The organism is Streptomyces sp. NPDC005963 (assembly GCF_040638655.1).
Taxonomy (GTDB): Bacteria; Actinomycetota; Actinomycetes; order Streptomycetales; family Streptomycetaceae; genus Streptomyces.
Genome location: NZ_JBEXVD010000002.1, coordinates 435235 through 446775, shown reverse-complemented (window position 1 = coordinate 446775; position 11541 = coordinate 435235). Strand labels below are relative to the sequence as shown.

Genomic DNA, 11541 nt, shown 5'->3' with positions numbered 1-11541 from the left:
GCTCGGTGAACCGCGTCCCGACCGTCAACCGAACCGGTCGGGCGGCGGCTGCTCAGCCGCCGTAGGGCTTGGCGGCCAGGATCTTCACCGAAGCGCTCTTGCCGTTCGGCAGCTCGTACTGCGCGGTGTCGCCGACCTTCTTGCCGTTCACGCCCGTGCCCAGGGGGGACTGCGGGGAGTAGGTCTCGATGTCGGAGCTCGCGTACTCGCGCGACGCCATCAGGAAGGTGAGGGTGTCGTCCTCGTCGCCGTCGAAGGCGATCGTCACCACCATGCCGGGTTCCACGATGCCGTCGTCGGCCGGCGCCTCGCCGACCTTCGCGGTGTCGAGAAGCTGGGTCAGCTGGCGCACACGGAGCTCCTGCTTGCCCTGCTCCTCCTTGGCCGCGTGGTACCCGCCGTTCTCCCGCAGGTCCCCCTCCTCACGCGCAGCCTCGATCTTCTTGGCGATCTCGGTGCGCGCGGGACCAGACAGGTACTCCAGCTCGGCCTTGAGCTGGTTGTACGCCTCCTGGGTGAGCCAGGTGACGTTCTCGCTGGTCTGGGTCACAGGTGCTCCTCGTAGGTACTGGGAATACAAAGCATCGCCCTACCCAGAAGGATGATGCCTTCCCGGGTGGGCGAAACCACGACCCTAACAATTTCGTGGCGGAAGGGGGAGAACAAAAGCCATCAGACATGCGTCTGTGCAGGTCAGTGTCGGAATCCCGCCCTCGGCGACGAGATTTCGTCAGCGGCGGGGAAGGCGTTTCTCACTGGTTGCAGCGGCGGGGCGACCCTGCGTTGCCAGTGGGGCAGCTGGGTCTGCTGTGGTTCCTGGTTGGTTTCGGGGTCCGGCGTGTCGGGCTCGGGGGTGCGTATGTTCGGACCCCGGCACGATCTGTTCGGGAGGCCTTAGCCGACCGTGCACTGGGCCAGCTCCGCGCTGGTCGCGCGGGCCGTCGTGCGGATCTTGACTACCTGGTCGATCCGGGTCTCGCCCGCGAGCACCGGCACTTCGAGCCAGCCGACCTCGGCGCCGTCCTCGGAGCGGGAGCGCACGGTGCAGCTTCCCGTCGCCGATTCGTCCTTGCGGATCTCCAGGTGCAGCTGGACCTCGGAATCGGACACCACCGAGAACTTGATCACCTCGGCGCTGATCTTCTGGCCCGCGACGTAGTCGTAGCCGAACCAGCCCACCATGCCGACGAACAGCACGCCCAGGACCGTGCCCAGGACCTTGAGCTTGCGGTCGGCCCGCTGGTCGGCGGAGCGCCCGTAACGGCCTTCGGGTAGCTCCTCGCGCACGGCGGTCATGGTCTTTCCTCCAGGACGGGGGGATGCCGGAATTTTCCCTCCCCCGATTCGGTCACTATAGAAGCCCCCTGAGACGTCCTGACTGCCACCCCGTATGACGTCTTGGCGGCCGGCCCAGCCGGACAGAACGACCTATTTTGCTTTGTATCGCTACGAGTCATTGAGGACTGAGTCTTGACTGAGCAGCTGCGGCTGATGGCCGTTCACGCCCACCCCGACGACGAGTCGAGCAAGGGCGCGGCCACGATGGCCAAGTATGTGTCCGAGGGGGTGGCCGTGCTGGTGGTGACCTGCACCGGAGGCGAGCGCGGCTCCATCCTCAACCCGAAGCTCGTGGGCGATTCCTACATCGAGGAGAACATCCACGAGGTCCGCAAGAAGGAGATGGACGAGGCGCGCGAGATCCTCGGCGTCGACCAGGAGTGGCTGGGATTCGTGGATTCGGGTCTCCCCGAGGGCGATCCGCTGCCTCCGCTCCCCGAGGGCTGCTTCGCCCTGGAGGACGTCGAGCGTGCCGCGGGACGCCTGGTGCGGTCGATCCGCTCCTTCCGCCCGCAGGTGATCACCACCTATGACGAGAACGGCGGCTATCCGCACCCCGACCACATCATGACCCACAAGATCTCGATGGTGGCCTTCGAAGGGGCGACGGACGCCGAGCGCTTCCCGGAGGACGAGTTCGGTCCGGTGTGGCAGCCGCTCAAGCTCTACTACAACCAGGGCTTCAACCGGCCGCGTACGGTCGCGCTGCACGAGGCACTGCTGGCGCGCGGTCTGGAGTCCCCCTACGGGGAGTGGCTGGAGCGCTGGAAGGAGTTCGAGCGCGTGGAGCGGACGCTGACCACCCACGTACCGTGCGCGGAGTTCTACGAGATCCGCGACAAGGCGCTGCTCGCGCACGCCACCCAGATCGACCCGGACGGCGGCTGGTTCCGCGTACCGCTCGACCTCCAGCGCGAGGTGTGGCCGACCGAGGAGTACGAATTGGCGAAGTCTCTCGTCGATACCTCCCTCCCCGAGGACGACCTCTTCGCGGGCATCCGCGACAATGCCTGATATGAGCGCAAGCGCAAACCTCGCAATGACGCACGCGGCCACCCTGGCCAAGGAGCTCGACGAGAACAAGGTCACCCCCGGTGTCCTCGGCTTCCTCGTCTTCGCTGCCCTGGCCGTGGGTGTCTGGTTCCTGATGAAGTCGATGAACCGGTCCATGCAGCGGGTCGACTTCGAAGAGGCCGAGGACCCCAAGGCTGAGCGGACTCCGCGGCCCAACGGCGCCTGACTTCCGGAGCGCCTGACGTCCGGCCGAGGCGCCCGCCGCCCCCGAGCAGCCCCACGAGGGCCCGGGGGCGGTAGCCCTGCGCGCATGCCGCTCGCCGGTGGCGCAGGGTCACCGCGCGCTGGCCGGGTGTGGTCGGCGAGCCGTGCTTCTTTCCGGTTGCGAAGACCGTCCCGCGCAGGCCGCCTTGCGGAGGGCGCGTCGCGGAGGCCGTCTGGCGAGAGTGCGCGGGTCCTCAGTGGTCGAACGAGGTGATCAGCGCGCGCCGCATGATCTTTCCGGTGGACGTCTTCGGCAGGTCGGACACGAAACGGATCAGACGCGGCCGTTTGTAGGCGGCCAGCCGGTCCGCGGCGAACGCCGACAGTTCCCCCTCCGTGGTCCGTGCGCCCGGAGCCAGCACCACGTAGGCGCACGCCAGCTCGCCCTTCACCGGATCGGGCACCGGCCCGACCGCGACCAGCGCCACCGCGGGATGCTCGGCCAGCACCCGCTCGATCTCCGCCGGATAGACGTTGTAGCCCCCGGTGATGACCATGTCCCCCCGCCGGTCGACGATGAAGACATGGCCGGTGGCGTCCATCGTGGCGATGTCCCCCGTGCGCAGCCAGCCGTCGGCGTCGATCGCACGGGCGCTCGCCTCGGGATCGCCGTGGTAGCCGAGCATCACGATCGGACCCCGGACCAGCAGTTCGCCCGGCACCCCGTGAGCGGTGCTGCGGCCGGGGTCGTCGATGTCGGCGATCCGCACCTCCACCCCGGGCAGCGACACCCCGATGGACCCCGGCACCGGGGGCGCGTGGGGGCTGTGGGTCGTACCGAGGCCGGAGATCTCCGTCATGCCCCACAGCTCGATCAGCGGGGCGCCGCTGCGCTGCTCCCAGCGGTTGATCGTCGCCGTCGGAATGGTCTGGCCGCCCACCGTGCACCGGGTCAACGACGACAGGTCGGTCCCGCCGAGCGCCGGGTCGGCCAGCATCATGGCGTACATGGCCGGTACGCCCTCGAAGAGGGTGGCGCGGTGCTCGTCGATCAGCCGGAGCGCGGCGGCGGGGGCGAAGCGTTCCATGAGGACCACGGTGCCGCCCACGAGGAACGTGCCGTTGATGACGACATTGCCGTACACATGGGGCGCGGGCAGCGCGGTCACCACCACGTCGTGTTCCGTACGGGCGTGCATGGTGGCGGTCATGGCGCAGTTGAGGAGCACCGCGCGATGGCTCTGCACCGCGCCCTTGGGGTGGCCGGTGGTGCCGGACGTGTAGCCGATCGTGCAGGGCAGGTCCGGATCGGCGGTGACGTGCGGGGCCGGCCCCTCGAAGGAGGTGAGTTCGTCGAAGGCGATCGCGCCGTCCGCGGGGCCGCCGAACGACACGACCGTTCGCAGTTCCGGCAGCTCCCGGGTGAGCTCGGCCACCGTCGCCGCCTGTTCGACCGAGGTGAACACGGCCGCCGCTCCGCAGTCCCGGAGGACGTAGGCGAGCTCCTCGCGGGTGAGCATCACATTGACCGGGTTGACGATCGCCCCGGCGCGTAGCGCGCCGTGATGGGCCACGATCCACTCCCAGCGGTTCTGGGCGTAGAGCGACACCGTCCGACCCGGGTCGACGCCGCGGTCGGCGAGCGCGGCTGCCACCCGGTCGGCCAGCAGGTCGAGTTCGCCGAAGCTGAGCGTCCGCTCGCTGGTGATCAGTGCGGTCTTCGTACCGAACCGGGCCGCCGCCCGGCGCAGGATGTCTCCGGGTCCGTTCACTGGTGCCTCCGTCGCTCTCGCGTACCTGGTCGGGGGATGGGAGTCGGGCGGGGGCGTTCCCCGCGCGGTGCGGGCGCGTACGGCGGCGGGAGCGGGCTCATCGCGTGCCCCGGCCGGGGACGCTCTCGCGCAGCCGCCGGGTGTACGGGTGCCGGGGATGGTCCAGGACCCGTTCGGCGGGGCCCTGTTCCACGATCTCCCCGTGCCGGAGCACCAGGACCTGATCGGCCAGGTGCCGGACGACCGCCAGATCGTGGGTGATGAAGACGTACGCCACACCGGTCGTGTCCCGGATGTCGCAGAGCAGATTGAGGATCTGGGCCTGGATGGAGACATCGAGCGCGGAGACCGCTTCGTCCAGCACGATGACCCGGGGGTCGGCGGCAAGCGCGCGGGCGATGGCGACCCGTTGGCGCTGCCCGCCGGACAGTCCGGCGGGCAGCGCCCGGGCCTGGCGTTCGTCCAAGCCCACGGAAGCGGCGATCTCGGTGACCCGGTCGGCGCGTTCGGCCCTGCTGAGCCGGGTGTGCAGCCGCAGGGTCTCGTCGATGGTGTCCCGGGCGCTCTGGCGGGGGTCGAGCGAGGTGTAGGGGTCCTGGAAGACCATCTGGAGTTGGCCGCCGCGGCGGTGGCGCTCGGCGGTCCGCCGGGCGGGCCTGCTGCGGTCACGGCCCAGTACGGAGATCGTTCCGGCGGTGGGGCGTTCCAGCCCGGCGAGCATCCGGGCGACCGTGCTCTTGCCCGAGCCGGACTCGCCCACGATGCCGAGGCACTCGCCGGCCGCGACCTGGAAGGTGGCCCCGGCGACGGCGACGAACTCGCCCCGCGGAGGGCCCAGCGGTCCCACGGTGCCGGTCGGATACACCTTGCGCAGGTCCCGTACGTCGACGACGGGTTCCCTGGGCGCGCTCATCGGGTCACCTGCCGGGATGCGGGAGCGGCGGGGATGTCGGCCAGTCGGTCGCAGCGCACGAAGCCGTCCTGGCGGGCGGTCAGCGCGGGACGGTCGCGGCGACACCTGTCCACGGTGTGGGCGCAGCGGGTGGCGAAAGCGCAGCCGGGCGGGGCCTCGAACGCGGACAGCGGCCGGCCGGGCACGACGGGCAGACGCGGGGCGCGGGAGTCGGGTGCGGGCCGGGCGGCGAGCAGTCCGCGGGTGTACGGGTGGAGCGGGGCGTGGACGAGGGCGTCCGCCTCGCGGACTTCCTGGAGACAGCCCGCGTACAGGACGGCGACCCGGTCGCAGAAGGTGGCCGCGAGATCGAGGTCGTGGGTGATGAAGACGAGTGCGGTGCCCTCCTCGCGGCGCAGTTCGTCGAGGAGCGAGACGACCTCGGACTGGGTGGTGACGTCGAGGGCGGTGGTGGGTTCGTCGGCGAGGATCAGCCCGGGGCGGGCGAGGAGCACCGAGGCGATCATGACACGTTGGAGCATTCCGCCGGACATCTCGTGCGGGAACTGGCGCATCCGGCGCGGCGGGTCCTCGATGCCGACCCGGTCCAGCATCCCGACGGCGGCCTTGCGGGCGGCTGCGGTGCGGTCGGTCTCGGTGAGGAAGTCGCCGATGCGCTGGCGCGGGTCGAGATGGGCCCTGGCGTCCTGGAACACCATGCCGATCCGACGGCGGGCCGCGGCGGTTGTGGCCCGCCCGGTTCGGCCCTGTGCAGTCGGCCCGTACAGGTCGGTGCCGTCGAACCGGACGTGGCCCGTCACGGTGTGGCCGTGGGGCAGCAGGCCCATGACGGTCCGGGCGGTCATCGACTTCCCGGAGCCCGATTCGCCGACGACGCCCAACGCCTCGCCGGGGGCGATCGTGAGGGTGAGATCGGAGATCACCGGGCGCGGGACGCCGTCGATGGGGATGCTCACGGACACCCCGTCGAGGTGGAGCAGGGGGTTCACGGGGTCCTCCCGGTCGACTGGGACGCCCGGCGGGTGCGTCGGGGACGGATGTCGCCGCCGAGGCGGTCGCCGAGGAGCATCAGCGCGACGACGGTCGCGACGATCAGCGCACCGGCGTACACGACCTGGGACGAGTGGCCTTGGAGGACCGCTTGGGCGTCGTTGACGAGGACGCCCCAGTCGGCCTGGGGGGATTGGACGGCCAGGCCCAGGAAGGACAGGGCCGCCAGGTCCATCAGCGCGCTGGCGAACGCGATGGGTAGCTGCGCACCGACCACGGGGCTGATGTTGGGCAGCAGATGGCGTAGACAGATCGCCGTGCCGCTGTGGCCCTGGACGGTGAGGGTGGCGACGTACGGCATGGCGCGTTGTCTCAGGGCCGCGCTGCGGGCGACCCGGGCCACGTACGGCAGATAGGCGACGGCGAGCGCGAGGACCGCGGGCGTCGGGCCGGGGCGGAAGACGGCGACGGCCAGGACCGCGAGCAGGATGGCAGGCAGCGAGAACACGACGTCGAGGAAGCGGCTGACGACCGCGTCGAGCCAACCGCCGCGCCAGGCCGCGGCCAGGGCGAGCGGCAGCCCGATCACCAGGCTCAGCAGGACGACCAGGGCGGGGCCCACCAGGCTGGTGCGGGCGCCCCAGATCAGCCGGGACAGGATGTCGCGGCCGGTGCCGTCGGTGCCGAGGAGGTGGTCGCCGCCGGGCGGGGCGTAGACGTTGAGCAGGTTCTGGGCGTCGGGGTCGTACGGGGCGATCACCGGAGCCGACAGGGCGGTTGCGATCATCAGCGCGATCCACCCGAGGGCGATCAGGCCCGCGATCCCCAACCGGCCGTGCAGTCGACCGGCGATCGGTGCGACGGCCGGAACCGCGGTCGGAGCGGTCGGTTCTGCTGCCGGCGGGGGCTGGGTCGTCGTCATGCCGTGCCCTTCTGCCGCAGTCGGGGGTCGAGGAGTTGTTGGGCGATATCGACGGCGAGGTTGGCGAGGACGAACGCGATCACCATCAGCAGGGTGACGGCCTGCACGGTCGGGAAGTCCTTCTGGTTGACGGACCCGATGAGGAGCGAGCCGAGGCCCGGCAGGCCGAAGGCGTTCTCGACGACCACGGTGCCGGCGAACAGCGCGGCGACGAGGAGCCCGCCGACGGTGACGACGGGCGGCGCCGCATTGGGCAGTACGTGGCGGCGCAGCACCTGCCGGTGGGGGATGCCGCGCGCCCGGGCGGTCTGTGCGTACTCCTTGTCGAGTTCGGCGCGGACGGCGGCCCGGGTGACCCGGGCCAGCAGGGCGGACGAGATCAGGGCGAGGGAGAGCGCCGGCAGCACGAGGGCGTGCAGCCGGCCGAGGAGGCCGGGGTCACCCGCGCCGTACGCCGGGAACCAGTCCAGTCGGACCGCGAAGACCGAGATGCCGATGGACGCGGCGACGAACGCCGGGACACCGGCCGTCAGTGCGGTCACCGCGGACACCAGGTCGTCGATGCGGCCGGGTTTGAGGGCCGAGAGCAGCCCGAGGCCCAGACCGATGGCGGCGATCAGTACGGCGGTGACGGCCACCAGGGAGAGCGTGGTGTCGAAGACCGCGCCGATCCGGGTGGCGACGGGCTGGTTCCCCACGAACGAGGTGCCCAGATCGCCCCGGAGGGCATCACCGAGCCAGTGCAGGTAGCGCACCATGAACGGGTCGTCGAGTCCGTACTGTTCCCGGATCGCGGCGCGGCGCTCCGGGGTCGGGGTGCTGTTGCCGAGGAGTACCGATTCGGGGCTGCCCGGCGCGAGGTAGAGCGCCGCGAAGACGACGAAGCTCGATATCGACAAGGTGATGAACAGCCCCGCGAGGCGTCCGGCGAGGAATCGCATCATGGTGCGCTCCCGTCTCAGGGAGAGCCGACGGAGGCGGCCCAGGGGCGGCCCATGTAGGCGAAGGTCAGGGGGACGCCGGCGACTTTGTCGCTGAGGTAGACCGTGGCGCGGGGGGCGACGATCGGAATCCAGGGCAGGTCCTTCGCCAACTGCTTCTGCGCTTCGATCAGCAGACCGGCCCTGGCCTCGTCGTCGGTGGTGCCGAAGGCCGTCCGGATCTTCTCGGTGACCGTCGGATCGTCGTAGCCGCCGTAGTTCTGCGGGCCGTCGGGGGTGGCGATGAAGCCGTACAGGAACGCCGGTTCCATCACCTGGATGTAGTTCATGGTGAGGAAGGCGTCGTAGGGCTTGCGGGCGGCGGGGTCGATGAACATCTCCCCGTACTGGGCCAGCGGCAGACCGACGATCTCCAGGTCGAGGCCGATCGCCTTGCCCGCCTGCTGGAGGGTGGTGGCGACGCTGGAGTACAGGTCGATGCCGGTGGGGTAGGCGAGTTTCACCTTGCGGCCGGTGGCACCGGCTTCGGCGACCAACTCCTTGCCCCGGGCCGGGTCCTTCTTCACGGTGAGGTCGTCGTACGCCTTCTGGTACTGGCCGCGGGCGTACCCCCAGGTGCCGGGGCCTGCGACCGCGTACAGCGGGTCGGCCGCGCCGGAGAAGATGCTGCGGGCGATGCCCTCGCGGTCGATGGCGGCGGAGAGCGCCTGACGCAGCCGGGCGTCGGCCAGCGGGCCGCCCTTGAGATCGCTGACGATCAGATCGAGGTTCTGCGGCGAACTGCCCTCGGCTCCGGTCCACAGCTTCCCGCCGCTCGCCTTGCCGAGCGTGGGCACCAGTTGGGAGGGGATGTTGAACCCGCCGTCGACCGACTTGCCGGCGATCGCGTTGGACAGGGCCTTGGCACCCGCCGGGAAGACGAACGTGACCTTCTTGGAGCGCACGGCCTTCGCGTCCCAGTAGTGGTCGTTGCGTTCCATCGCCAGATCGTTGGTGCCGTCGAAGGAGGTGACCCGGTAGGGGCCGGTGCAGAGCACCCCGCCGGCCGGGGTGCCGAGCTTCGCCCCCTGCGACACGGCGTGCGCCTTGCTCAGGACGGAACCGCCCAGGGTCGCCAGGACGTTGACGAACACGGCGTCGGGCTTCTTGAACGTGATGGTGACCGACCGGGCCGACGTACCGGTGCCCGCGGTGATCGAGGCGACGTTGGCGTACAGGGAGCTGTACGAGGAGACCGCGGCCGGGTCCATGTTGCGTCGGAGGCTGAACACGACGTCGTCGACCGTCATCGGAGTGCCGTCGGTGAACTTGACGCCCTCGCGCACGGTGAAGGTCAGGGTCTGTGGATCGGGTTGCTTCCAGGCGGTCGCCAACCCCGGTTCCAAGGCGTAGTCGCTGCGGACGCGCAGCAGCGATTCGCAGATGTTGGGCAGCACGGTCTGCTCGGGGTAGTCCGCGTTCAGAATCGGATCGAGGCTGTACGGGGCGCGGTAGTCGCCGTACCAGGTGTAGGAGTCGAGGTCGCCCTTGGCGGCCGGGGTGTCCGTCCGGCCCTTGGTGAAGGCGGCCGGCTCGTCGGCGCTGCCGCCCCCGCCGCCGCACGCGGTGAGGGCGAGGGCACCGGCGACGAGACCGATCAGCGCGGTGCGCGCCGGTCTTGAGGCGCGTGGCGGTCTTGAGGTGCGTGGCGGTCTTGAGGTGCGTGGCGATATCTGGAGATTCATGAGGGATGTCTCCTTGGGGTCTGTGGAGCTTCTATGCGGAGCCGTCGGAGACGGTGAGGGTCAGATGGGTGCGGTTGCCGCCGATGCGCAGGGTCTGCTCGGCCGGGCTGAACTTGGTGGCCTGCCACAGGTCCCCGTCGGTGCCGGGGTGCGGCGCGTACAGCGGGAAGTCGCTGCCGCAGATCTGGAGGCGCAGCCGGTGGCCGGCGCGCAGCCGGTAGCCGGTGTGGCCGAGGTCCACCCGGACGCCCTGCGGTCCCCGGCCGGAGATCAGGCACTGGCCGCGCACGATCATGCGGGCGGTGCCGTCGGGGGAGACGTCGTGGAGCTTGACGAAGAGGTGCCCCGCCTCGGCGCTGGTCTCGATGTCGACCGTGGCAGTGACCGGCCCGACCAGGTCGAGGGGCGCGTCGACCGGTCGGCCGGTGAACGTCGCCACATCGGGCCGGCCGTGCAGGGCCTGCTCGTCGGGGTACTCCTGGAGGTGCACCCACGGGTCGCGGACCGCGGACGGTACGGGATCGAGCGGGTCATGGGTCCAGCGCACGGCCGTGGGCCGTTGCTCCGCGGTCTCGGTCAGCGTGCCGCCGTCCGCGCTGGACGTGGCCAGCGAGGCGCCCGCGGGGTGCAGTCGCAGTTCGCGGACGCCGGGCGGCGGCCAACTGGCCGCGGTGCGTTCGCCCTCGTGCCCCTGGTACCAGACGGCCCGCGGGAAGCTGCCGGGGTCACCGCGCCCGCCGACGAACGCGTCCAGGAAGTCGAGGGTGCGACCGAGGTAGCGCGGCAGGACCGCGTCCAGCACCGACTCGTGGACCCCGTGGTCCAGTTCGGGCGGTACGGGCGCCTGGTCGAGGTGGTAGGTGTGGTGGTCGCAGGCGTCGGCGTCGAGATAGGCGTGGTCGCGCCAGCGGGGGTCGGCGAGTTGTGCGGTGTGGTCGCGCATCGACGCGTCGATGAGGTTGTCGAACCAACCCACGCGGTGCAGTACGGGCACGGGCCGACCGGACAGGGGTGCCCTGGTGCGGAACGGGTCGACGGGCGGACGCCCCGAGATCACGCTGTCGACGGCCGCGGAGCGGTGCCCGATCGCGGTGAACGCGTCCTCGAACAGGTCCCGCAGGGGCCGGACGGACCAGTCCACCTCGTACGCGTACAGGTTCTGGTCCACCCACATATGGGCGAAGTAGTTGGCGAAGTACAGGCACAGCGCCTGGGCGGTGCCACTGCCCGCGAGATCGCTGAGGTCGGAGATCTCCATGCTGGTGACCCGGGGGACGATGGCCCGCAGCGCCGGATGGCCGCCCGCGGCCCCGGCCCACTGCGTGTAGCCGTGGTACGAGTCGCCGACCATGGCGACCGATCCGTTGGACCAGGGCTGGGCGGCGATCCAGTCGAGCGTGTCGTAGGTGTCCTCGATCTCGTGGACGAAGGGCACGGTGTCGCCCTCGGAGCGGAACTTGCCGCGCACGTCCTGGGCGACGAAGACATAGCCGCGCTCCAGATAGAGCGGTGCGATCTTGTGCACCGCCATATAGGCGCTGGCCTTGTCGTACGGCAGCCGGCTCACCACCGCGGCGTGCTTGCGCGGGGCATCGGGCAGATAGACGTCGGTCGCGAGACGGGTGCCGTCGCGCATGGACACCAGGTGCTGTTCGGCACCCTCGTGGAGCGGTGACGGGCCGATCCGCAGGAACGGGACGGTCATGGGATTCCTCTCGGGGCG

The 11541-nt window shown here is 70.6% G+C and carries 11 protein-coding genes; 2 read left to right on the top strand and 9 right to left on the bottom strand.

What is annotated here, in order from left to right; translation table 11 throughout:
- Positions 1-52: 52 nt before the first annotated feature.
- A complete protein-coding gene (greA, locus tag ABZ348_RS05190; RefSeq protein WP_358929485.1) occupies positions 53-550 on the bottom strand; it encodes a transcription elongation factor GreA in 498 nt (165 codons plus the stop codon).
- A gap of 344 nt (positions 551-894) precedes the next feature.
- Positions 895-1296, bottom strand: coding sequence for a DUF4307 domain-containing protein (locus tag ABZ348_RS05185; protein WP_358929483.1), 402 nt, complete (start codon positions 1294-1296; stop codon positions 895-897).
- Positions 1297-1470: 174 nt separating this feature from the next.
- Here ABZ348_RS05185 and mca point away from each other — a divergent pair, with 174 nt between their 5' ends.
- Complete coding sequence (gene mca / locus ABZ348_RS05180; protein ID WP_358929481.1) at positions 1471-2352, top strand: mycothiol conjugate amidase Mca; 882 nt, start codon at positions 1471-1473, stop codon at positions 2350-2352.
- On the top strand, positions 2345-2578 hold the full coding sequence (locus ABZ348_RS05175) for a hypothetical protein (protein ID WP_358929479.1): 234 nt from the start codon (positions 2345-2347) through the stop codon (positions 2576-2578). The genes mca and ABZ348_RS05175 overlap by 8 nt, the downstream gene beginning before the upstream one ends.
- Before the next feature lie 232 nt (positions 2579-2810).
- Here ABZ348_RS05175 and ABZ348_RS05170 read toward each other — a convergent pair whose 3' ends face one another.
- From ABZ348_RS05170 to ABZ348_RS05140, 7 genes are all read right to left on the bottom strand, one after another.
- Positions 2811-4328, bottom strand: a complete 1518-nt coding sequence (locus tag ABZ348_RS05170) for an AMP-binding protein (protein ID WP_358929478.1) — start codon at positions 4326-4328, stop codon at positions 2811-2813.
- 97 nt (positions 4329-4425) lie between these two features.
- A complete protein-coding gene (locus ABZ348_RS05165; RefSeq protein ID WP_358929477.1) occupies positions 4426-5241 on the bottom strand; it encodes an ATP-binding cassette domain-containing protein in 816 nt (271 codons plus the stop codon).
- The gene (locus tag ABZ348_RS05160; RefSeq protein ID WP_358929476.1) at positions 5238-6230 is read right to left on the bottom strand and encodes an ABC transporter ATP-binding protein; all 993 of its coding nucleotides are present in this window, start codon (positions 6228-6230) and stop codon (positions 5238-5240) included. Before ABZ348_RS05160 ends, ABZ348_RS05165 begins: the two co-directional genes overlap by 4 nt.
- Positions 6227-7153: an ABC transporter permease gene (locus ABZ348_RS05155; protein ID WP_358929475.1), complete on the bottom strand. Its 927-nt coding sequence runs from the start codon at positions 7151-7153 to the stop codon at positions 6227-6229. The genes ABZ348_RS05160 and ABZ348_RS05155 overlap by 4 nt, the downstream gene beginning before the upstream one ends.
- Entirely contained in the window at positions 7150-8097 is a 948-nt protein-coding gene (locus ABZ348_RS05150) for an ABC transporter permease (RefSeq protein ID WP_358929474.1), read from the bottom strand. Before ABZ348_RS05150 ends, ABZ348_RS05155 begins: the two co-directional genes overlap by 4 nt.
- A 14-nt stretch (positions 8098-8111) precedes the next feature.
- Positions 8112-9818: an ABC transporter substrate-binding protein gene (locus tag ABZ348_RS05145; protein WP_358929472.1), complete on the bottom strand. Its 1707-nt coding sequence runs from the start codon at positions 9816-9818 to the stop codon at positions 8112-8114.
- 31 nt (positions 9819-9849) lie between these two features.
- Positions 9850-11523, bottom strand: a complete 1674-nt coding sequence (locus tag ABZ348_RS05140; RefSeq protein ID WP_358929470.1) for a CocE/NonD family hydrolase — start codon at positions 11521-11523, stop codon at positions 9850-9852.
- Between the last annotated feature and the right edge of the window lie 18 nt (positions 11524-11541).